Here is a 20,319-nt window from a genome sequence, read left to right as displayed (position 1 = left end):
GGCAGATCTTCCGCAGGTCCCGGATCAGCCCCAACCGCATGACCGTCATCACCAAAGCTGTCCTCACCCTGGAGAGACAACGCTGAAAACGCTCACTGAGACAGACTGCATGTGTGGTGTGGCTCGTGGAGGGCGCGACGGCGCTGGTGCGGGCGTTCGGCGAGGCGGCGCTCGGCTGGTGGTCTGATCTCGGCTCGCTCGTTCTGGTGATGTGCCGGGCGAACCGCCGGAGCGCGCCCCACGGCGCACCAGCGGGCGCGTGCGTCGCTGGTCAGGGTGAGCGCCCGGCGCAGGCCGGCGGTCAGGGCGCCGGGGGGCGGGGTCGTAGAGCAGGCCCTTGTGGCCGTCGGCGATCTGTTCGGGGAAGCCATCGATGTTCGAGGCCAGGACGACGGTTCCCGTGTGCTTGGCCCACAGGGCGGTGTCGAAGACGAGGTTGGCCAGGGTCTCGCCGCGGCTGGGACTGCCATGACGGTGGTGTTGGGCCAGGCGGTCAGGGCGCGGGGGGAAGTCGCGTTCGTAGCGGCCGATGATGGTGGCGCTGAGCCCGAGCTAGGCGCTGCGGTTGCGGTAGGAGGCCAGCAGTGCGGCGCGGTCGTCATCGGTCGGTACGACGACCATCGCCAGGTGGACGTCGTCCGTCTTCGGTGGACGCCGTCATGTGGGAGGTACTCGCCGGGGCGATGGGCACCGGGGCTGAGGATGAGGCCGAGGGGGCTTGCGACCACGGCGAACGGCCTGTGGTCGGCTGGCCAGGAGCTTGGGCTAGGCGGCGATGCTCTGCGCGGTCAGCAAGACCGCCGCGAGCGTCCCCGCTTCAGTGATCCGGCCGTTGCGGCACATCGCTACCGCCTCTTCCAGTGCGACCCAGCGCAGCTCCATGTCGGCCTCACTCGCGTCACGCTGGTGCTCACCGATGTTCAAACCCCGGGCCAGGTAGAGGTGCTCACGAGTACGCGCGCCGGCGGGCATCCGCCACATGATCGTCAGCGGCTCGATCTCGGTGGCGCGGATGCCGGCCTCTTCGGCCAGTTCGCGGCGCGCAGCCGTCAGCGGGTCCTCGCCGGGCTCGCATCCTCCGCCGGGACACATCAGCAGTCGCTGGCCGCACACGTAGACGTTCTCCTCTACCAGGGCGATACGGCCCCGGTTGTCGAGGGCTGCGACGCGTACGCCGTCGACCGATTCGGTGTACTCGTAGGTTCCCAGGCTCTGGTCGGTGCGCTGGACCGAGTCGCGGCGCACTACCACCCGGATTCCTGTGTACTGGACGGTCGACGAGACCGTGCTCCAGCCGTCGATCATGGTGACCTTTCCTTCCGACGATGCCGTGTGGGCACGAAGCTGTTTGGTGCGCGTTCGCGCGTCTGGCCCGTCCTGGTCAGATTGGGCGGTTGGTGATGCGGAGCAGTGCCGGGGGGCGGCCGTTGATCTGGAGGGCGAGGTGGTAGCTGCCCGGGGTGAGGGCGGCGGTGCCCGTGGGCCGCAGTGGGTGGGTCTTGACCAGGCGTAGTGGATTGCCCGCCCTCAGCGTGGCCCGGGTGAGGTGGGCGACCTTCTCCCCGGCTGTGGTGCCAGGGTCGGTGCGGGTCAGGACGTACATGACGTGGACCGGGGTGTCCGTGGCGCGGTGAGGTCGGCCTCGAAGTTGAGAGTGTCGCCGAGCTGGTAGTCGGTGCAGGACAAACGGATGGGGGTGACGCTGACGGCGGCTTGAGGGTTATAGCCGGTCAGGGTGTAGGCGGGCGCCCAGCCGTCCTTGAGCCGCGCCTTGAGTGCCTCGTGGCTGATGAAGGCGAGCTCGGCGTGGGCGGCACGTCCTTCGGAGCGCCACCTGGTCAAGGTGGTGAGGACGAGCTCGGGGCGGGTGCGGGAGATGTCGCGGAGGTGGTTGGCGACTAACGTGGTCACGAAGCAGCTGCTGTCGGCGTGCAGCATGTCGATTAGCGGAAGCGCGGTGCCGACGGACCAGGGGAGGTGGGGGCAGAGGGCCTCGCTGGCCAGGCGCCGCACTCGGTGGTCGGCGGCGCTGGCCCAGCTGGTGGCGGCCGCCAGCGTCTGCTCCGGGTAGGTGTTGAGGAACGTGCGGACGGCGTCCTCGGCGGAGAAGTACGGGGTGAACGCGGCGAGCGCGGCGAGGGCCTGGTCGAGGTGGTGCGGGTGGAGATGGTGGGCAGCCACGTAAGCAGAGTGCGGGGCGTAGGTGTACAAGCCGAAGTCGGTTGTCGCGCCGGCGGCTTCCGGGGTGGGCGGCAGGGAGCGCAGCAGGGTGTCGAGGGCGGCCGGCCCGGTGACGGGCAGGTGCTGGTGCAGGCCCTCGGCGGTGCGGGCAATGCGGGCCTTCAGCTCCAGGTTGGGGAGGTCGGTGGTGACCTGGGCCGTGAACGAGGCGGCGTCAAAGCCGGGGCAGGCGGCCTGCATCTCGCGCCCGATCCGGGCGATCCGTTCAGGATTCAATGCCCGCTCTGTCATGGGCACTTGGGAAGTCATTCGTCCACCCTAGTGACGGTTCATGCCGGGGAGGGCGGCGCGGTGCTGATTCCCCCTTCGGAGGTATGGGGGCGAGGTGCCCGCTGGTGGACGGCGGCGCGCACCAGCAGCCGAGGGTGGCGTGAGCTGTCGCAGAGGGAGGCGGTGTGCAGGACGGCGCGGTTGTCCCAGACGACCAGGTCGCCCTGCTCCCAGCGGTGGGTGTAGAGGTACTCGGGACCGATGGTCCACCGCTGTCCACAATCCGGCTGGTGGGGCGGGCGAGGTGGAGTGTGGGGATCAACTCGGGGGCGCGGTGGAGAGTGGAGTGGAAGTCTGCGGTGGCGGTGATGGCCGTCTTCACCGGGCCTGGTGATCGTGGTGGGGGTGTCATAGGGGTCTCCGTTCGTGAGGGATGGTGGTCCCCGGCACTGGGTCGGGCCAGGCGCGGACCGCGGCGGTCAGGATGCCGCGGGCCTCGGTGGCGAAGGCGTGCTGTCCGCGGGCGGTGGCCGTGACGATGATGGCGGCGGCGTCGGTGACGGTGCAGATGCGCATCAGCTCGCTCTCGGCCCGGCCCGGTTCACGGCCGTATCCCTGGTAGAACGCGGCGCGCAGGTCGGGGCGGGGGTACAGCGTGCGCTGGGTGATCCGCAGGAAGTCCCGGCCCGCGGCCTCGTAGCGGCTGGTCTCGAAGTCGATGACGCCCGCCTCTGCTTCGGTGTTCCACAGGACGTTGCGGCTGGTGAAGTCCAGATGTGAGGGCTGTGCCCGCTGGGCGGGAAGGGCTTCCAGAAGGTGCAGTGCCTCGTCGAGGACCGTGAGGTCGGTGCCCGTCAACGGGCTGGTGGTGTCGGCTAGTTGGGCGCGGATGTATGCGGCGCGTTCGGTGCCGAAGGCAGGCAGGACGGTGTGGGGTGCGGTGTCGTGGAAGCGGGCGAGCAGAGCGCCGGCCCGCCTGTAGGCGCGGCGCTCATGCCGCCCGGTGAGGGTGAGGGACTGCAGAGGATGGCCGGTGACCGCAGTCATCAGCAGGAGCTGCGCGTTCTCGTCGACGTCGAGCAGTTGAGGCGCCCTCGCGCCGAGCGCCGGGGCCCAGCGGGAGAGGGCCGTGTGCTCCCGCTGAAAGCTGTCGGTGCTGGTGTTGGCCTTGAGGATCATCTGTCGTCCATCGGCGGCCCGCAGGCGGAGCACCGTGGTGGACGTGCCGGGCCAGCTGTGGTCGGCGACGACCTCGGCCGGCCCGGCCATCCTCGCTATCGCGGCGCTGTTCACGGCAGGTGCAGGAGGGCGAGGGCCTGGGCGACGACCTGGTCCGGGGTGAGCCCGGTGGTGTCGATTACGTCGGCCCGTTCACCCAGCCAGGTCGCGTACGCCTGCTCGTAGACCTCGAGCTTGCGGCGCCGGAAGACCCGGACCTTCTCGCTGCGCTCCTCGCTGTCGGGGAACTCCATGCTGCCCTCGATGCGGGCCCGGATGGTGTCGGAGTCGGCGTGCAGGAGGAGGTGGTGCACCTCGACGCCGGCCTTGGCCAGGGCGTCGAAGATCTCCTCGGCGTACTCGCGGCGCAGCACCGTCATCGGCGCGATGACCGGCCCGCCCTGGGTCTCACGGTCCAGCTCGGCGCAGAGGCCGGCGACCAGGGTGCGCCAGGCCGGGTAGTCCTGGAAGTCCTTCTGTCGGCTGGGATGGTCGCCGATGCTCTTGCGCAGGACGAAGCCGATCTCCTCGGGGTCGGTGATCAGGCTGGTGGGGAGCTGCTGGTGGAGCAGTTGGGCGGTGGTGGTCTTGCCGCCGCCGAAGGGGCCGTTGATCCAGATGATCATGCGTGTGTCTCTTTCGTGTGCTCGGTGCTGGTCCCCGGCCGGCTGTCGGCCGGGCCAGTTAATGCTGGTGGCCGGTGGTACGGGGTTGGGGCAGGAGGGGGAGGCGCTGCTGGTGGTAGGCGACGTGGAAGCGGTCCGCGTGCACGGCCCAGAGCCGGTCCAGTTCCAGGGGCGTGTCCGTGGGGGGGACGGTGAGGGTGATCGTGTGCCGGCCCGGGGCGACAGCCAGATCAGCGTGATCGTACGAGCCGCGCCGGGTGGAGCGGGGCCGCAGATGGACGGCGCACAGCCCACGGGCCTGCTCGGGGAAGGTGACGTGGATCTCGGCGGGTTGACCCGGGCGGAGGGCGGACGGGGCGGTGAGGTCGAGGGGGTCCAGGGTCGGCGGGAGGCTGAGGGCGGGCCCGCACTTGGGGCAGCGCAGGGTGCGCCGGCCGGTCAGGCCGAGCGGGCTGGTCAGGTGCTCGAACTCCCGGGGTGCGCCGCAGTATCCGCACGCGGGCGCGGGCGCCCAGTGCGTGGTGCGGTGGTGGGCGCGGGCGGCGGTGAGCTGCCGGGAGAATCCGCCGCCGCGGGTACGGCTGAGGATCTGAACGACGGCGCGCCCCCACCGAAGGCTCTGCTCCTCGACGCGCTCCTCCCATCCCTTGTCCGGCGTGCGGGCGGCGGCCAGGAGCATCTCCAGGGCGGTCTGCCGGCAGGAGGTCATCTCCTCCACACAGGCGGACAGGTCCGCGTCCGGGCGCCGGTCGAGGGAGGCGTACAGCCCTTGTTCGAGGGCTTCGGCGTCGGCCAGTCGTACCCGCCAGCCGCTCAGCGCCTCGGCGTCGGCGAGCAGCCGTACGGCCGCCGGGGCCGCCGGGGTGGGCACGGTGATCGCGGTGTCGGGCTCGTGGAGTCGTTGTTCGGGGTCGCCGAGCAGGATCGCGGAGGGGCCGCGGATGCCCCGGCGGTGGCCGTCGGTGTCCAGCAGCGCGGCGATCTGGCCGAGCCGGGCGCCGGAGTGCAGACTCGCGGCGGTCAGGCGGGGCTCGTGCCCGCTGGTGTCCAGGTCGCCGCGCAGCAGTCCGAGGACCGCGACGGGGTGGCCCTCGACGGCGTCCAGGGCCAGGCTCACGTCGGAGGGGTACTGCTCGGCCTCGCCCAGGGTGATCGCGTTGCACACGAACAGGCCCAGGACGCGGGCGCGCAGGGTGTGCGGGGCGAGGGGGCGGGTGCGGCTGGCCGGGTCGGTCTTGCAGACGGCGGGCGTGCACCCGCCGGCCAGGACTGTCCCGTCGGGGCCGTGTTCGGCCAGTCCGCTCAGCCCGCACAGGGTCACGGTGCCCAGGGAGGCGTGCGCGGCGGAGCCGTGGGCGTCGACCAGGAGGCTGGCGAAGTCGCCGTCCAGGACGTCGGCCAGGGTGCTGCGCTGGTCGGGGCGCCCGGGGGTGAGTATGTGGGTCAGTCCGGTGGTGCCGTCCAGGAGCGCGGTGCGCGCGGGGACGGACCGGTCGGTGTGGACGGCGAGGAGTTTGGCGGCGGCAAAGGTGACGGCGGCGTCGTCGCGGCCGGTGAGAACCCCGGCGAGGGTATTGTTGCGGGCCGCAGCCTCCAGGAGCGGCATCAGGACGCTCAGGGTGAGTGCGCGGGAGCGGGCGACGACGAGGACGCTGCCACCGCCGGGCCCCAGGGCGCCGGGGTCGTGGAGCCGGGCGGGGTCGAGGACGTGGTGGGGGCGGCCGAGCGTACGGGCGACGAGCTCACCGAGGGCCTCGTGGCCCACAAGGCTCACCACCCGGGCGTGAGGCGGCCCGCCGCGGCCGGGTTCGGGCGCTGGGTAGGTGCGCAGGATGTCCGCCCACCGGTCGGCGCGCCCGGTGTCCTCGGGCCGAAGGACGGGCACGCTTCCCTCGTCCAGCAGTCGGGCGGCGTCGGCGAGGGTGGGCGCCCAGCGGTATCCGTCGGGAAGGCGGGGCATCAGCACTCCTTCTGGTCGGCGGGCGTGATCAGGGCACGCAGCACGTAGGGCACGGACACGCTCGCGGGCAGGCGGGCGGCTTCCTGCCGGGCGGCCGCCATCCCGTTCCGGTGGGCGGGCTCGGTGAGCTGGTGCTGGTAGGGCCAGGCCCGGTCCGCGAGCGCACCGAGGGCCTGCTCGGCGCTGCGGTGCTGGGTGAACTCCGCCAGCGTCCGGTCCTGGGTGGGCCGCCCGCGGGCGGCGAGGTGGTCGGTGATGCGCTGGTCGGTGCCCTTGCCGAAGAACAGCGGGCGCGGACCGTCCGCGAACGCCGCTCGCCGGTAGGCGGCGTCGATGCCGGCGAGCGGGTGGGGGCCGGCCGGGTGCAGCAGCAGCCGGACGAGGCGGCCGCCCGGACACAGGACGCGCAGCGCCTCGTCGGCGGCGAGCAGCGGGTCGGCGGCGAACTGCAGCGCCTCGTGCTCGACGACGACGTCGGCGCCGAGGGCGGGAAGGGGGAGCAGCAGCGCGTCGGCCTCGACGACCTCGACACCCGGCAGGTTCGCGTCCCGCAGGTGGGCGGCCATGGCGGCGGACGGTTCGACGGCCCGGTAGGAGGCGGGCCCCTGCCCAGCGAGCTGCCCGGTGATCCGCCCGGTCCCCGCGCCCAGCTCCACCACATCGCGCCCAGACAGTTCCTTCGCGGCCCAGGAGTTCAGGGCGTCGGCCATGGGCTGCGCCAGGGGACGATGCCGCTCGTACACCGCGGCCAGGGCCGGGGTGTAGAGGGGGTCTTCGGGGGCCCGAGCGGACAGGTCGGGGGGCCCGTCGAGCAGCGGGGCGAGCACGGCGGCGGTGTGCGGCCACGGCCAGGAACTGGTGGTGTCCAGGACGAGCTTGGCCATCTGGCGCAGGTGGCGCAGGAGGCCGAGCAGCGGCCGCAGACCGGCGGCGAGACCGGTATGGGTGGTGGGGTCCGCGCGCAGCGAGGCCGTCAGCGCCTCGCGGATGGCCGGAGGGAGGTAGCGGGAGGCCGTGGTGCCGGGCCAGGGCGCCGGCTGGTGCCGCGTGAGCAGAGTGGCCAGCGCGGTGAGGTGCTGGCGGACGGCATCGAGATGAGTCGCGGCCGCCAGCGGGTCGCCGCCGGCGTCGGCGGCGGCGAGCTGGTGAAGGGCCCAGCCGGTGTGGTGGAGGAGGTCGTCGGCGCGCGGCGCGGCGGCCGTGCGGGTGGCGGGGGTCCAGGGCGGCAGGTGTTCGGCGTCCACGTCACCGGCGGCCTCCGCCCAGGCGTCCACGTGTCCGGCGGCGGCCCTCGGGTCCGCACCGTGTGGCAGCAGCCGCCACGTGGTCAGGGCTCCACCGGCGCCGACGGTGGCCAGGGCGTCGGGGCCGAGCGGCACTACGGTCATGGTCGGATCGTTCGCGGCCAGGCGGGCGGCGAGCACCGCCGGGGGCAGGCCGGTGGTGAGGTAGCGAGTCGCCACCGCGGCCGCGTCGGCTTCCGCGTGGCCGGAGGGCGGCGCCGTCCCGGCGGGCCCGGCCGCGGCCCGGACCGGGGGAACGTCGGCCGCCGGGGGAAGGGTGATGCCGAGGCCGGTGAGGAACCGCTCGAACTCCTCGGCGCTGGTGTAGTGGTGGGCGTGCAGGCCCACGTGGAGGGCGGCGATGATGTTGATGCGGCTGTCGTCGGTGAAGGCGACCTGCCCAGCCGGCAGGTCCATCAGCGCCAGCGCCGCCTCGTAGGCGCCGGGGGCGGGCTTGGTCACCCGGATCTCGGCGGAGTTGGCGACGTGGTCGAACACGTCGGCAAGCCCGTGCAGCTCCAGGTCCGCTTCGACGGCGGTGGTGTTGTTGGTGAGGGCGCAGGTGACCAGCCCGGCCGCGCGGGCCCGCCGCAGCAGGTCGGCCATCGCCGGATCGGCGTCCCCGCGGTCGGCCGCCCACAGCTCGGCGGCGCGCTTCCCGGCCGCGCCGAACTCCTCGCTCAGGCGCTCCGTGACCTGCTCGACCCACTGCTCGTGGCTCCACACGCCGTGGTGCGCCAGGTCGAAGCCGCCGTCGTAGGCGACCTTGCGGACGGCCTGCTCGGGCAGGCCGCATTCCAGGGCGGCCTTGATCGCGCTGCGGCGCGGCCACAGCCGCAGGACGCCGTCGACGTCGACGAGCAGTCCGCGTACCGAAGAGGTCATGTTGTACTCCCGGGCGTCAGGGCGGTGTTCAGGAACCGGGTGGTGGGATCGGCGTAGAACGCGTCGAGCGGGATCTCGGTGCCGTACTTCTCGTTGATCTGTTGCAGCAGGAGCAGGGCGCCCAGGGAGTCTCCGCCGCAGGCGAAGAAGTCCCGCGTGCCGTCGGCCGGAGCTCCGGTCTGTTCCTGCCACCAGCCCGCGACGACCTCGGGCAGCCCCGGTTCCACCGCCTGGGTGCCCTCTTGCGGGCTCGCGGGCTCGGGGTCGGAGGTGGCGGCGAGGGCGCGGCGGTCGATCTTCCCCGAGGAGGTCCGGGGCAGGGCCGGGCGTGCGGTGATGAGTGCGGGGACGGCCGCCGGTGGTAGGCGGTCCGCCAGCTGCCTGCGCAGCCGTTCCGGCAGGTCCGTGTCGTCACTCTCCACGTGCAGGACCAGGCGGGGTCTGCCGCTCGTCCCCCGGTCGGTCAGCAGCGCGGCCGCGCGCACGCCGGGGATCTGGGTGGCGGCCTGTTCGACTTCGGCCGGCTCCAGGCGGACGCCGCCGACGTTGAGCTGGTCGTCGGTGCGGCCTAGGAAGACGAAGCGTCCGTCCTGCGGCCGCTGGCGCACCACGTCCCCGGTCCGGTACACCCGCTCGGGCCGTCGGGCACCGTCGGGGCCGGTCAGCTTGAGCAGGAGGAACGCCTTCGTGGTCGGGCCGGGTTGGCCGAGGTAGCCGGAGGCGAGGCCCGCGCCGCCGAGGTAGAGCTCCCCGGCCTCTCCGGCCGCTACCGGCTGCTGGTAGTCGTCGAGGACCCAGGCCCGTACGCCGGGCAGGGGGAGGCCGATCGGGACCAGGTCTTCGCCCGGGTTGACGTGCTGGTGGACGATCGCGTCGACGCACGCCTCGGTCGGGCCGTAGGCGTTGGCGACGTCGTACCGGCTGATCCACTGCTCCAGCGGCCCGTGGTGGAGCGCTTCACCGCCGAGCACGATGCGCCGCAGGTCGGGCAGTTCGGTGTACGGGGCGGCGGCCAGGTAGGTGGGGGTGCCGGTGAACGCGGTGATCTTGTGCTTGGCGAGGAAGCGGGGCAGGGCCGGGCCGGGGACGCGGTCGCGCGGGGCGGCGATCTGCAGCCGGGCCCCGACGGTCAGCGCGCCCAGGACTTCCCAGAGCACCGCGTCGAAGGTGAGGGCGGTCAGCTGAGCCACCCGGTCGCGGGGAGCGAGGCCTGCCCACTGGGGGAGGGCTGCCGCGCGGGCGGCGACGGCGCGGTGGGACACCAGGACGGGCTTGGGGGCGCCGGTGCTTCCGCTGGTGTGCCAGATGCAGGTGATCGCCTCCTCGTCCGCGGAGAGTCCCGGCCAGCCGGTCCCCGGCGGCACCGGGGTGGTGGCTGGGGCGACGGCGGTGAGGCTCTCGGCCCATCCGGGCGCCGTGCCGGTGGGGGTGAGGATGGTGGTGGCCCGGCAGGCGGCGGCGATCTGCCGCAGCCGCTCGGGCGGGTGCGTCACGTCGATGGGGACGGCCGGGACGCCGGCGTGCCAGGCGCCGAGGAGAGCGGTCACCCACGCGGTGCCCGGGGCGAGCGCGAGCAGGACCGGGCTGTCGCCGGGCCTCTGCTCGCGCAGCCGGGCCGCGGTGTGCGCGGCGGCGGCGAACAGCTCGGAGTAGGTGAGCTCGTGTTCGTCGTCGGCGACGGCGACCTTGTCCGGATGCCGGCCGGCGGTCTTGATGAGGAGGGCGGTGAGGTCCGTCATCTACGCCGCCTCCTTCCGGGGTTCCGGCAGGACGACGCCGCGGTGCGCCTCGCGGAGCAGGCCTAGGGTGTGCAGCAGGTTCTCGTGCGGGACGGAGACGTTCACGCGGATCCGCGGCGGCCCGGGATACAGGTGCTGCCACGACTCCTTGGTGCCGCCGAAGAGGAGATGGGCGTTGAGCTTGAGATCGAACTGGCGGCCGACAGCGTTGACCCAGGCGACGGTCTCCTCGGGACGGTCGAGGTCGGCGACCAGGCGCGGCAGCAGCGAGTACCCGGAGACCGGGCGCAGGTGGTCGCCGGTCTCCAGCAGGTCTCCGGCGTGCTCGGTCAGCAGCTCGAACCCGCGGGCGAAGTGCAGGCTCATCGCGTCGAGGTGATCGACGATGGCCCGGCAATCCACCTCGGCGGGAACGCAGGTGACCTGGTGGTGCGCGTACTGGCGGGCGATCCACCGGTAGCGGCGGGTGAAGGCGGCCGGGACGGGGGCGTGGGCGGCCTCGGCGAGCAGCAGGACGGTCAGGTAGAGCAGGACGACCTGTCCGGTCAGGGGGCTGCTCGAGGCGGTGCGGTCGAACTGGTCGTCGCGGACCGCATTCAGGAGCGAGGTGTGCCCGCTGATCAGCAGGCCGGGGCGGATCCCGGGGACGCACAGGTCTTTCGACGGGGTCATCAGCACAGCCGTGTCCGCCACCTGGCCGGACAGGGTGGCTCGGACCCGGTCGGTGACCTGGTGCGGGCTCGGGCCGGTGCCGCCGGCGAGGAAGACGACGTCGACGACGCGAAAGTCGGGGGCGAGCGGCGGCGGGGTGTAGAGGGTGCCGGTGACGCCGTTGGGGAAGATCTCCACCAGCGCGGTGTTCGAGGCGCTCTCGCCGGTGGCGTGGACCGCGCCGTCGTGCCGGTAGCGGCCCAGGACGGTGCCGCCCCAGCGGCGCGGCGTCTGTTCGAAGGCGTAGTAGCAGGGGGCGGGCAGCACCAGTCCGGCGTCGCACGCGGCCAGCCACCGGGTGACCAGTCCGATGCCCTCGGTGGCCCCGCTGGTGAAGACGACCTGCTCGCCTTCCAGCTCGACGCCGAGGTAGGCGCCGGCCAGGGTGGCGGCCAGGGCGCGGTCGCGCTCGTCGGTGGGCGTGCCGTACTCATGGAGCCGGCCCGTTCGGGCGCACTCCGCCAGGGCCCGGTGCAGGAACCGGTGGGTGACCGGGGAGGTGGGGAACAGGTTGTAGCCGTAGCCGATCTGGGCGCTGGCACGGGAGACGCCGTCGCGCAGCTCGCGGTAGACGGCCACGCACGGCGCGTCCTCGGTGAGGGGAGCGATCAGCGTGCTCATCGCGTCACCCCCGAAAGGATCGCCTGCACGTCGGCCGCCGCGCTCGCCGTCGCGCTCTCGTCGAGCCGGGGCGTGAAGGGGTAGGGATCCTCGGGGTGCAGTGCGGCGGTCCGTTCGGCCAGCTCGGCGAGCGGGACGCTGCCGTCGGCGGCGGCGATCATGATCTGCGCCAGGCGCGGCATGTCCTCGGCGCCCAGCCCCAGCCACGTCGCCTCCGCGAGTCCCAGGCGCAGGGCCGGGCCGTCCACGGGCAGGTCGGTCAGCCAGTTCACGTGCAATCCGGCCTCGTACAGGCGCCCGGCGGCGTCCCGGGCACTGTGCTGGGGGGTGCGGGTGACCCACAGCTGGTGGGTGCGGGTGTAGCCGAACTCGGCTCCGGCCAGGGCCCATCCGCCGTGGGCGAGCTCCTTGCCCAGCGCGCGGGCGTTGGTGACGACGGCGTGGGCGTAGGAGTCGGCGTGGTCGGCGAAGGCCGCCAGTGAGAGGCCGAGCGCGGCGACGGCGGCGAAATGGTGGTTGGACACCATGCGGGGCTGAATCTGAGTGATCCGCTCGGCGGTGGCGAGGTCGCGGGTGGCGATGATGCCCTTCTGCGGGCCGGGGAAGGACTTGTGGGTGGAGGCCGAGATGCTGTCCGCACCGCAGGTGAGCGGGTTGGGTAGCGCGCCGCCCATCACCAGGCCGAAGGTGTGGGAGACGTCGACGTGCAGGGCGGTGGCAAGACCGCACTGCTCGATGGCGGCGGCGAGCGGGGCGATGCCGAGGCCGGTGAGAGCGTGGCACTGGTCGACGTAGACCAGGCTCGGGCGGTGCTCGCGCAGGAAGTCGGCCAACTCGTCGGTGTCCAGCTCGTGCATCCCGTCTCCGGGGAGGTGGACCGGGGTGTACCCCATCTGTCGTGCCACGTCCGCGGTGGCGTAGTGCCCGCCCTGGGCCGGGGCGAGGCAGGCGATCGTGCTGCCGGGCGGCCCACCGAGCGCGGCGATGACCATCTGCATCGCGTGCAGCCCGGACAGCGGCCTCACGTTCACGGCGGCGGCGCCGGTCAGGCGGCGCAGCAGCGGGACGGTGAGGCCGGTCTCCAGCCAGGCGGCCTCCTTGCCGGCGGGGAAGCGCCAGTCGCCGTTCGCCGGGTCGGGGCGCTCGTCGAACATGTAGCGGGCCGCGAGGTCGGCGACGAAGGGCAGCCGCGCGACCGGGGTCATGACGTTCTCGGCGGGGATGAGGCTCAGGGTGCGCCGGGAGCGTTCCTGGTGGGTGCGCAGCACGTCGAGGCCGCGGGTCAAAAGCTCGGCGCCGCTGGGTACGGACGGGGTCATGGTCCAGGGTCCTAACGGGTGAGGGCTCATGCGAGCGGGCGGAGGGTGAACAGGGCGCGCAGCAGCAGGCGCGGGGCATTCGGGTTGTCGCGGAAGGCGGTGCGGCCGTGCCCGAGCCGGTCGTTGGCCAGGATCAGGGCCTGTCCGGGCTTGAGGGTGAAGTCGGTGCGGAAGGCGCTGCCGGGCTGGGCGGCGGCGTCGAGGAACGCCAGGGCCCGTGCCATGGCCGCCTCACTTCCGGGGGTGGCGTGGTAGGTGTCGGTGGCCGTCCGGCTGTAGCGGGTGATCCAGGAGCCGTCCGCCTCTCGGGCGAAGGCCGGCCCGGAAGTGGAGCGGCCGGAGGTGAACGTAGAGGTGCGCACCAGGGCGGAGTCGTGGGCGAGCTGCTCGGCGGCCTCGGGGTCGACCCGGCGCAGTTCGGCGTAGGCGTCGACGAGGTTGACCAGGAAGGAGACGCCGCCGGAGGCGGCCGCGCTCACGCACAGCATGAGTGTGGTGGGGATCTGTCCGAGGTCCTGGAGGGTGGCGTCGCAGTGCACGTTCTGCCCGGCCCGGTCCTGGAAGGGGTGCTCCCCGCCGGAGGCGGCGGTCAGCCGGCTGACGCCGGACGCGGCGGTGTGGCTGCTCGTGGTGTACAGCGGCGGGGTGAACACCTCGCCCAGGTGCAGGGCGGCGGACACCTCGCCCAGGTGCTCGGTCGAGGGGGCGATGCCCGGCACGTGCACGATGGCGTACCCGCGCCGGTGGTAGCTGTCGGCGATGCGGCGGCGTAGGGCCGCGTCCGGCAGGTTCCACGCGGTGGCCTCGATCGGGTCGGCGGGGGTGGTGGTGAAGCCGGACATCTGCCGGGTACCGGAGGGGGCGGAGGTGATCAGCGGGGTGGGCATGGAGAAGTCCTTCCGGATCGAGGGGTCAGATGACGGCCGGGGCCTGCTCGCGCAGTCCCGGGTGGCAGGTGAGCAGGGTGTGGATCACGTCCTGGTGATGGCGGTCGGTACGGTCCGGCGCCCGGTGGCCGGACTCCAGCAGGTGCAGGAGCGGGGCGAGGTGGCGTTCCAGGGCGAACCGGCCGCGGCGGGGGCTGCGGGCGGTGTCCAGGGCGGCGAGGTAGCCGTCCCGCTCCGGGCCGTCGCAGGCCGCGTGGCGCAGGGCGGCGGCCAGGGCCTGGGGGTGGTTGGGGTCGATGACCGGGCCGATGCCGAGGGCGGCGACGAGATCGCCGGTGGCGCCGTAGCCGTCGACGACTACGGGCAGCCGGTACAGGGCGGAATCCCGCAGCCGCAGCCGGTGGCACGTCATGTTCTCCGCCGTCCGCTCGCCGGTGATCACCACGGCGCGGGCGGCCTTCACCCATCCGTCGCGCGCCCGGTGCGCCACCGGCTCCTCGGGCAGCAGCACCCGCTCCGCCACGCCGAGGTCAGCCGCCCGGGCGAGCAGCCCTTCGAGCCGGTCGGGCGGCGGGGCGTACAGCAGCCGCAGCCGGAAGGCGCTCGTGGGCTCGGCCGCGAGGGCGAGCAGGACGGGGTCTGGGCGGCAGTAGTCCCACACGCCGCCGTTCCACAGCAGCTCGCACGTCGCGTCCTCGCGCGCGGCGGCGGTGTCGGCCGTGTGCAGGGAGTGCCGGTTGTAGCCGATGGGCACCAGGCTGACCAGGTCGGCGAGGTCGGCGCCGGCACGGTGGTGAAGGGCCGACATCCGGCCCGCCGCGACCAAGGCGCCCAGGGTGGAGGCGCGTTCGGCCTCCGAGCGGACCAGCAGGTGGTCGGAAAGCAGCAGTTGCAGCCGCCACCGTGCCACGGTGTCCCGGTACAGGGCCTCGACCTCGGTGCCGGACCCGGTGAAGGCGTCGAAGTGCAGGTGCTCGATCGGCGGAGCGTTCTCCGCGATCAGAAGCGTGCCGCGCTCGTAGGCGTCCAGCAGGAGCCGGGTGTCGGGTAGGTCGGTGGTGATCACGGCGTCGCTGGCCGCGACGGTCTCCTTCTCGCCTCCGGCGACGACGGTGACGCCGGGGTGGGCGAAGTCCGAGGCGCGCGGCGCGCAGACGGTGACCCGGTGGCCGGCGTCAGCGAGGACCTGGGCCATCTCCCACAGGCGCAGGCCGATCCCGCCGAGCTGGTCGTCGACGGGGTAGGGCCCGGCGAGGATGCTGATGCGGCGACTCATGCGCCCGCTCCCGCCCAGTGCGCGGTCACCGCGGGCCACGTGCCCAGGTCGGTGAACGGGCCGACCTCGACGGCCGCCGCCTCAAGGACGGCCTCCATCTGGTGCGGGTGCTCGGACAGGCCGAGCGTTGCCCGGTGCAGCGCGTCGACGAACCCCTCCGCCGCGTGGAGGGCGAAGGCGTAGCCGAACCAGACCGCGTTGAAGCGGTCCGCGTTCTCCAGGCCGGGCTTGTCGGCGTAGTCGGTGACGTGCAGCAGCCCGTCGTCGGCCCGCTCCACGTGCAGGGCCCCGTCCACGGCCAGGCGCTCGGAGTCGTTCTCCCGGGCGGCCAGGAACACCGACTCGTGTCCGGCGTGGATCAGGTCCAGGGCCTCGCCGACGGCACGGGGGGCCGGGGCGTGCAGGACCTGGTCGGCCAGGAGGACCAGGGTCGCCGGCCCGTACCAGGGGGCGGCGCCCAGGACCGCGCCGGTCGACTCCGGCAGGTCCGGGTTCTGCCGGACCACGGCAAGCGGCAGCCCCAGCTCGTGGCAGCGGCGCTCCAGGTAGCGGGCGGTCGGCTCGCGGTCCGGTCCGAGGACCGCGACGAGCCGGAGCCGGTCGGTGTGCGGGGCCAGCAGATCCAGGGTGTCGTCCAGGGCGACGCGGCCCGGCCCGATCGGCAGGAGCTCCTTCGGGGTGGGCAGCCCCAGCCGGCTTCCGCGCCCGGCCAGCGGGAGGACAACGGTGTCGCGGAGCCGGTTCATCGCGCACCGCCCGCGGTGACGGCACCGATCGCCTCCGACAGGACGCGGGCGCCGTGCTCGGCTTCCTCCTCGCTGATGACCAGTGGAGGGGCCACGGTCAGGACCGGCCCGAAGGCGCGGATCAGGACGCCCTGCTCCTGCGCGGCCCGGGCGACGACGCCGGCCAGTTCCATGGAGGCCATCTCGACGCCGATCAGCAGGCCCCGCCCGCGCACATCGCGTACGGCCCGCCGCTCCTTCAGGGGGGCCAGCGCGCTCAGGAGTTGCGTGCCCCGGGCGGCGGCGGCCTCGACGAGCTTGTCCTTCTCGAGGACGTCCAGGACGGCGAGGGCGGCGGCGCAGGCCGTCGCGTGACCGCCGGTGGTGTGGCCGTGCCGCAGCCCGCCGAGCAGCGGGTCGCGGGCGAAGGCGGTGTAGATGTCCGCGCGGACCGTCACGGCGGCCAGCGGCGCGTATCCGCCGGTCAGGCCCTTGGCCGTGGTGATGATGTCCGGGGCCGCTCCGGCGGCGCCGAGGTCGTGCTCGAACCCGAACACCCTGCCCGTCCGGCCGAGGCCGGTGGCGACCTCGTCCGCGATCAGCAGGATCCCGTACAGGTCGCACAGGGCCCGCAGTTCGGCCAGCCGGCCGGGCGGGGGGACGATGACGCCGCCGACGCTCAGGATCGGCTCGACGAGGACGGCGGCGACCGAGTCCACGCCGGCGGCCAGGATCTGCGCCTCCCACTCTTCGGCCCCGGGGATGCGGCACTTGGCGTGCTCCGTCCCGTCCGCGCACGCCGTACAGCGCGGGGTGGCCAGATGGGCGTAGCCCTTGGGCAGGGGCCCGGCGCCTTCGCGGCGGAACGGCGCGGCGGTCGCGGCGATCGCCGCCGTGGTCGCTCCGTGGTAGCCGTCGGCGAACGACATCACCACCGTGCGCTCGGGGCGCCCCTCTATCCGGTGCCACATCCGCGCGATCTTCACCGCGGCCTCTGTCGCCTCCGACCCGCCGTTGCAGAACAGCGTGTACTCCAGCGGCGTGGGCAGGAGACCGGCGATCCGGTCGGCCAGGTCCCTCGCCGGCAGGGTGGACACCTCGGCCAGGTCCCAGGTCATCAGCTTCGACGCCTGCGTGTGCATCGCCTCCACCACCGCCGGGTGGCGGTAGCCGACCGTCGCGTTCAGGGTGCCCGAGCGCATGTCCAGGTAGCTGCGCCCCTGGTCGTCGCTCACGTGGCAGCCGCGTCCGGAGACGAGCGTCAGCCGCTCCCGCTGCTGGATTGGGGTCCAGGGGTGCCAGGTGCGGTCGGTTCCGGCCGGGGACGCGGGCGGCGGGTCAAGAGCGGTCACTTCTCGCTCCTTCGGGTAGCGGTGGTCGAGGACGAAGAACGGGGGCAGGGCCCGCTGGGGGTGTGCTCGGCGAGTAGGAGGTCGGCGATCTCCCGGGCCATGTCGGCCGGGCTGCGCAGACTGCTGTCGAGCACCACGAGCCGGTCGTGACGCCGGCCCATCCCGTGGAGGTGGAAGGCGTGGAATCGCTCGGTAAACGCGGTGTCGCGGACAGTGCATTCGTCGCGGACGTCGATGTGGTCCCGGCCCTGGCCGAGCTGGGCGGCCCTCGCCTCGTGCGAGGCGTGGAGGAAGACGGCGAGGTCGAAGCGGGCGAACGCGCGCGGCCACCGCAGCGCGAGCGCCGCTGCCAGGTAGGGCCCTCCGGCCATCCCGAATGCCACCGTCCGGTCGCCGTAGCCGTCCTGGACGATCACGCGGCCCCGCGGGCGCGGAGGAAGAAGGCGGACGAGCAGTCCGTCGAGCAGAAAGCCGCCGACCACGTACGCGGTGGTCGTCCACCAGCTGTCCGGCTGCCGCGCGGAGGACAACTGCCGCAGCAGCGGCTGCAGAGGGTGGAGACCGGCCAGCATGCCCCGGTGCCGGACAGCCGGAACACCGCGTGCCTCCAGCTCGGTCACCAGGGCCCGCACCAGCGTGGACTTCCCGGCCATGTCGACCCCGTCGACGAGGACCCGCAGTTCCAACGCCCGCGCGCGCACACAATGGTGCCGCCTCGCCGTGGCCGCCATCGCTGTTGCCTGTCCCGGGTTCTTCACGCCGCCGGCCTCACCTGCGTGACGGAGGCCAGTTCCCCTGCGTCGATGTGACGGCGCTCCAGAAGAACGAGCTGGTCGTGATGGGGCGGCAGACCGACGCTGGCCCGCTGCTGGCCGAGGCCTTCGGGATCGGCGACGGGGCACATCTCGAGCTGTCCGTCGTACCACCGGTACTGGGTGCCGTACCGCTGAGGCTGCCCGCTCCGCACCAGGCACCGGTCGTGCAGGTGGGCCCACTGCGCGGTGGTGGCGTCCCCCCGACGTACGGCCTCGGCGAGCATCTGCAGCAGGGTGATCTGGAAAGAGGGGTCGTGGTCGCTGTGCAGCGCGATGGTCAGCGCGGCCTGGCCTCCGCCGTCGCCGACCAACGTGCGCCCAGGCCAGCCGCTCAGTCGGGCGACGAGCCGCCGCAGGGCCTGTGCGTCCGCGGCGATGGCGTGCCGGGCCGCCTGTGCGACATCCTCCGAAGCGGCTTCCCGCTCGTGCGTCGGGGCGCGCCACGTGGCTTTCGCGGCCTCGACCCGACCGATCAGATCCCGTGCGATCTCGGGACGGGCGGGTACGCGGAGCTCTCCGAGCATGGTGCCGCCAACAGCGTCGAGCTGGCGCACAGCGTCCGTCTGCGCCGAGGGGAGCAGGGGCAGGGGATTCACGGGACATCCTTCGAGATCACGGGGGATGCGAACGGTGGTGATGCGGGTCTGTGCGGCTCTGCCCTGGGCCAGCCGACGAAAAGGCCGGGCACCCGGCACCGAACTGTCGGTGCGCGCCGCCAGTGCACGAGAACGCTGGGGTGATCGAGTGTCGGCCAACTGTGCGTGTCTCCACAGAGGTTGGCGGGAGTCCCGCGGGAGTCCCGTTGCCGGCGGCGGTACGCTCAGACCGTGCCTGGCTGATTGGATTTCGTCGTGGACGAGGATGAGCGCACACCCCACCCGCTGGCCGCGGTCCGTATCGCACGCGGGTTCAACCGTGTGGAGTTCGCCGAGGCGATGCACGGCGCTGCTCGCCGTCGCGGACTGCGCTCCGGCGTCGACAAGGCCCGGGTGCGCAAGTGGGAGGTCAACGGCGTACGGCCCGATGCCATCTCCCAGACCTACATCGCGGAAGTCCTGGGCATCCCGGCCGGCGACGTCGACCCTGCCGCCTGGCCGGCCTGGCTTCCTCGCGTCGACCAGGGTGTCGTGCCGCTCGGCCCCGCCAACATCGTGCCCGCTCTGCGAGAGGCCCTGCACACCATGGACCGCCGAACCCTCCTCAGCGCCATCCCCGGATCCGCGCTCGTCATCCTGGCCGGAAGCTGGGCCGGAACCCAGCCCGTGGCCCTCGCCGCCGGCGCCTCCCGCCCGGGTGCCGCAGTGGGCGAAGACGTCGTAGCCCTGCTCGAGGAGACCAGCGCCCGCCTCAACACACTGGCCACCGAGCAGCGCCAGCACATCGCGCCGCTCTACGACGCCCACCTCGCCCGCGTCACGGACCTGATCGAGGAACAGCGCTACGCCCGCTCCCTGGGATCGCGCCTGCACAAGCTCGCCGCGAGCCTCTCCCAGACGGTCGCCTGGATCCGCTTCGACCACGGCCAGCACGGCGCCGCCAGCCGGTACTGGATCGCTGGGCTGCACAACGCTCACGCCGGCAACGACCGGGATATGGGCGCGGCCCTCCTCAGCGACCTCGCCTACCAGGCCTCCTGGCGGGATGACCCCACCACCGCCGCCGGCATCCTCTCCAAGGCCCTCAGCCGCACCACCCACCCCGCCGCCAGCTCGCTGCTGCACCTGCGGCTGGCACGCGCCCAAGCCGCGCTCGGCGAACGCAGCGCCACCCTGCGCTCCCTGAACGCTGCAGAACGCCTGCTCAACGCCGGGGACACCGACGACACCCCCGCCTGGTGCTCGTGGATGTCGACCGCCGACCTCGCGGTCGACTCGGGCCGCTGCCTGCTCGACCTCGGCGACACCACGCAGGCGCACCGCCTCATCGCCGAGGGCCAAGCGCTCCTGCCGGCCAGCCGCGACAAAACGCGCGGAATCTTCCTCGCCTACCGGGCGCAGGGCTATCTCAGTCGTCGCGAACCCGAAGCAGCCGCCGCCGACGCCCTCGAAGCGCTCCACCTGGCCGAACGGATCGGGGCCCCGCGATGCGTGCAGCTCGTCCGTGACCTCGCCCCCGCCTTCACCCCCTACCGCACGGCGCAGGGCGTGCCCGAACTGCTGCACGCCGTCGCATAACCCGGGCAGGGCCAGCGCTGCGGTCCTGATCACCAGGCGGCCTCCAACTGCCGCCGGACGCGCTCCGCGTCCACCGCACTCAGACCGCTGAACTGCTCCAGAGCCTGGGTGTGGCGTACCGCAGCGTCTGGATCGCGGCGCTGAGCTGGGGCTTTGCTGGGCTCTGGGACGACGTCCGGCACGCCCTAGGTGTATTGCCCTGTGAGGTTGGGGACGCGGCTGGCGGGTGGTTTGCCTGCGAGCGCGGTGTGTCCGCGGTGGTGATTGTAGGTGTGCA

At 73.1% G+C, this 20,319-nt stretch carries 18 protein-coding genes and 1 pseudogene; 2 read left to right on the top strand and 17 right to left on the bottom strand.

All coding sequences use genetic code 11. The features are described 5' to 3' along the window. Nucleotides 1-86 (top strand): annotated as a pseudogene (locus tag ACWCV9_RS37240) (IS5/IS1182 family transposase); the annotation flags it as partial. Nucleotides 87-765: 679 nt separating this feature from the next. Here the strand turns inward: ACWCV9_RS37240 and ACWCV9_RS37235 are convergent. From ACWCV9_RS37235 to ACWCV9_RS37155, 17 genes are all read right to left on the bottom strand, one after another. Further along, nucleotides 766-1,305 carry an NUDIX domain-containing protein gene (locus ACWCV9_RS37235; protein WP_450793421.1) on the bottom strand — a complete coding sequence of 180 codons (540 nt, stop codon included), beginning with the start codon at nucleotides 1,303-1,305 and terminating at the stop codon, nucleotides 766-768. Between the two features lie 76 nt (nucleotides 1,306-1,381). Next, complete coding sequence (locus ACWCV9_RS37230) at nucleotides 1,382-1,603, bottom strand: hypothetical protein (protein ID WP_450793419.1); 222 nt, start codon at nucleotides 1,601-1,603, stop codon at nucleotides 1,382-1,384. Next, nucleotides 1,591-2,490 carry a hypothetical protein gene (locus ACWCV9_RS37225; protein WP_450793417.1) on the bottom strand — a complete coding sequence of 300 codons (900 nt, stop codon included), beginning with the start codon at nucleotides 2,488-2,490 and terminating at the stop codon, nucleotides 1,591-1,593. The genes ACWCV9_RS37230 and ACWCV9_RS37225 overlap by 13 nt, the downstream gene beginning before the upstream one ends. A gap of 20 nt (nucleotides 2,491-2,510) precedes the next feature. Then, nucleotides 2,511-2,846, bottom strand: coding sequence for a TauD/TfdA family dioxygenase (locus ACWCV9_RS37220; protein ID WP_450793423.1), 336 nt, complete (start codon nucleotides 2,844-2,846; stop codon nucleotides 2,511-2,513). Between the two features lie 13 nt (nucleotides 2,847-2,859). Beyond that, nucleotides 2,860-3,720: an aminoglycoside phosphotransferase family protein gene (locus ACWCV9_RS37215; RefSeq protein ID WP_450793415.1), complete on the bottom strand. Its 861-nt coding sequence runs from the start codon at nucleotides 3,718-3,720 to the stop codon at nucleotides 2,860-2,862. Between the two features lie 20 nt (nucleotides 3,721-3,740). Continuing rightward, complete coding sequence (locus tag ACWCV9_RS37210; RefSeq protein ID WP_450793413.1) at nucleotides 3,741-4,295, bottom strand: AAA family ATPase; 555 nt, start codon at nucleotides 4,293-4,295, stop codon at nucleotides 3,741-3,743. Nucleotides 4,296-4,353: 58 nt separating this feature from the next. Further along, nucleotides 4,354-6,255: a hypothetical protein gene (locus tag ACWCV9_RS37205; RefSeq protein ID WP_450793411.1), complete on the bottom strand. Its 1,902-nt coding sequence runs from the start codon at nucleotides 6,253-6,255 to the stop codon at nucleotides 4,354-4,356. Then, on the bottom strand, nucleotides 6,255-8,423 hold the full coding sequence (locus ACWCV9_RS37200; protein ID WP_450793410.1) for an HAD-IA family hydrolase: 2,169 nt from the start codon (nucleotides 8,421-8,423) through the stop codon (nucleotides 6,255-6,257). The genes ACWCV9_RS37205 and ACWCV9_RS37200 overlap by 1 nt, the downstream gene beginning before the upstream one ends. Next, the gene (locus ACWCV9_RS37195; protein WP_450793408.1) at nucleotides 8,420-10,162 is read right to left on the bottom strand and encodes a non-ribosomal peptide synthetase; all 1,743 of its coding nucleotides are present in this window, start codon (nucleotides 10,160-10,162) and stop codon (nucleotides 8,420-8,422) included. The genes ACWCV9_RS37200 and ACWCV9_RS37195 overlap by 4 nt, the downstream gene beginning before the upstream one ends. Continuing rightward, nucleotides 10,163-11,494: a hypothetical protein gene (locus tag ACWCV9_RS37190; RefSeq protein WP_450793406.1), complete on the bottom strand. Its 1,332-nt coding sequence runs from the start codon at nucleotides 11,492-11,494 to the stop codon at nucleotides 10,163-10,165. Then, the gene (locus ACWCV9_RS37185; protein ID WP_450793404.1) at nucleotides 11,491-12,813 is read right to left on the bottom strand and encodes a hypothetical protein; all 1,323 of its coding nucleotides are present in this window, start codon (nucleotides 12,811-12,813) and stop codon (nucleotides 11,491-11,493) included. Before ACWCV9_RS37185 ends, ACWCV9_RS37190 begins: the two co-directional genes overlap by 4 nt. Before the next feature lie 26 nt (nucleotides 12,814-12,839). After that, on the bottom strand, nucleotides 12,840-13,700 hold the full coding sequence (locus ACWCV9_RS37180) for a TauD/TfdA family dioxygenase (protein ID WP_450793402.1): 861 nt from the start codon (nucleotides 13,698-13,700) through the stop codon (nucleotides 12,840-12,842). Nucleotides 13,701-13,725: 25 nt separating this feature from the next. After that, nucleotides 13,726-14,976: a hypothetical protein gene (locus ACWCV9_RS37175; protein ID WP_450793400.1), complete on the bottom strand. Its 1,251-nt coding sequence runs from the start codon at nucleotides 14,974-14,976 to the stop codon at nucleotides 13,726-13,728. Beyond that, a complete protein-coding gene (locus ACWCV9_RS37170; protein ID WP_450793398.1) occupies nucleotides 14,973-15,722 on the bottom strand; it encodes a hypothetical protein in 750 nt (249 codons plus the stop codon). The genes ACWCV9_RS37175 and ACWCV9_RS37170 overlap by 4 nt, the downstream gene beginning before the upstream one ends. After that, nucleotides 15,719-17,053, bottom strand: coding sequence for an aminotransferase family protein (locus tag ACWCV9_RS37165; RefSeq protein ID WP_450793396.1), 1,335 nt, complete (start codon nucleotides 17,051-17,053; stop codon nucleotides 15,719-15,721). Before ACWCV9_RS37165 ends, ACWCV9_RS37170 begins: the two co-directional genes overlap by 4 nt. After that, nucleotides 17,050-17,811, bottom strand: a complete 762-nt coding sequence (locus ACWCV9_RS37160) for a hypothetical protein (protein ID WP_450793394.1) — start codon at nucleotides 17,809-17,811, stop codon at nucleotides 17,050-17,052. The genes ACWCV9_RS37165 and ACWCV9_RS37160 overlap by 4 nt, the downstream gene beginning before the upstream one ends. Continuing rightward, nucleotides 17,808-18,464: a DUF6624 domain-containing protein gene (locus ACWCV9_RS37155; RefSeq protein ID WP_450793392.1), complete on the bottom strand. Its 657-nt coding sequence runs from the start codon at nucleotides 18,462-18,464 to the stop codon at nucleotides 17,808-17,810. The genes ACWCV9_RS37160 and ACWCV9_RS37155 overlap by 4 nt, the downstream gene beginning before the upstream one ends. A 255-nt stretch (nucleotides 18,465-18,719) precedes the next feature. Here ACWCV9_RS37155 and ACWCV9_RS37150 point away from each other — a divergent pair, with 255 nt between their 5' ends. Further along, entirely contained in the window at nucleotides 18,720-20,042 is a 1,323-nt protein-coding gene (locus tag ACWCV9_RS37150) for an XRE family transcriptional regulator (RefSeq protein WP_450793390.1), read from the top strand. Nucleotides 20,043-20,319: the final 277 nt, after the last annotated feature.

The sequence above is a fragment of the Streptomyces sp. NPDC001606 genome (assembly GCF_053596835.1).
The sequence above is the reverse complement of the archived record's forward strand: the minus strand, read 5'-3'. Positions and strand labels throughout refer to the sequence as shown.

Coding starts and splice junctions, on each gene's coding strand:
- ACWCV9_RS37235 (WP_450793421.1), bottom strand. CDS start 1,305: ATGATCGACGGCTGGAGCACGGTCTCGTCGACCGTCCAGTACACAGGA.
- ACWCV9_RS37230 (WP_450793419.1), bottom strand. CDS start 1,603: ATGTACGTCCTGACCCGCACCGACCCTGGCACCACAGCCGGGGAGAAG.
- ACWCV9_RS37225 (WP_450793417.1), bottom strand. CDS start 2,490: ATGACTTCCCAAGTGCCCATGACAGAGCGGGCATTGAATCCTGAACGG.
- ACWCV9_RS37215 (WP_450793415.1), bottom strand. CDS start 3,720: ATGGCCGGGCCGGCCGAGGTCGTCGCCGACCACAGCTGGCCCGGCACG.
- ACWCV9_RS37210 (WP_450793413.1), bottom strand. CDS start 4,295: ATGATCATCTGGATCAACGGCCCCTTCGGCGGCGGCAAGACCACCACC.
- ACWCV9_RS37205 (WP_450793411.1), bottom strand. CDS start 6,255: ATGCCCCGCCTTCCCGACGGATACCGCTGGGCGCCCACCCTCGCCGAC.
- ACWCV9_RS37200 (WP_450793410.1), bottom strand. CDS start 8,423: ATGACCTCTTCGGTACGCGGACTGCTCGTCGACGTCGACGGCGTCCTG.
- ACWCV9_RS37195 (WP_450793408.1), bottom strand. CDS start 10,162: ATGACGGACCTCACCGCCCTCCTCATCAAGACCGCCGGCCGGCATCCG.
- ACWCV9_RS37190 (WP_450793406.1), bottom strand. CDS start 11,494: ATGAGCACGCTGATCGCTCCCCTCACCGAGGACGCGCCGTGCGTGGCC.
- ACWCV9_RS37185 (WP_450793404.1), bottom strand. CDS start 12,813: ATGACCCCGTCCGTACCCAGCGGCGCCGAGCTTTTGACCCGCGGCCTC.
- ACWCV9_RS37180 (WP_450793402.1), bottom strand. CDS start 13,700: ATGCCCACCCCGCTGATCACCTCCGCCCCCTCCGGTACCCGGCAGATG.
- ACWCV9_RS37175 (WP_450793400.1), bottom strand. CDS start 14,976: ATGAGTCGCCGCATCAGCATCCTCGCCGGGCCCTACCCCGTCGACGAC.
- ACWCV9_RS37170 (WP_450793398.1), bottom strand. CDS start 15,722: ATGAACCGGCTCCGCGACACCGTTGTCCTCCCGCTGGCCGGGCGCGGA.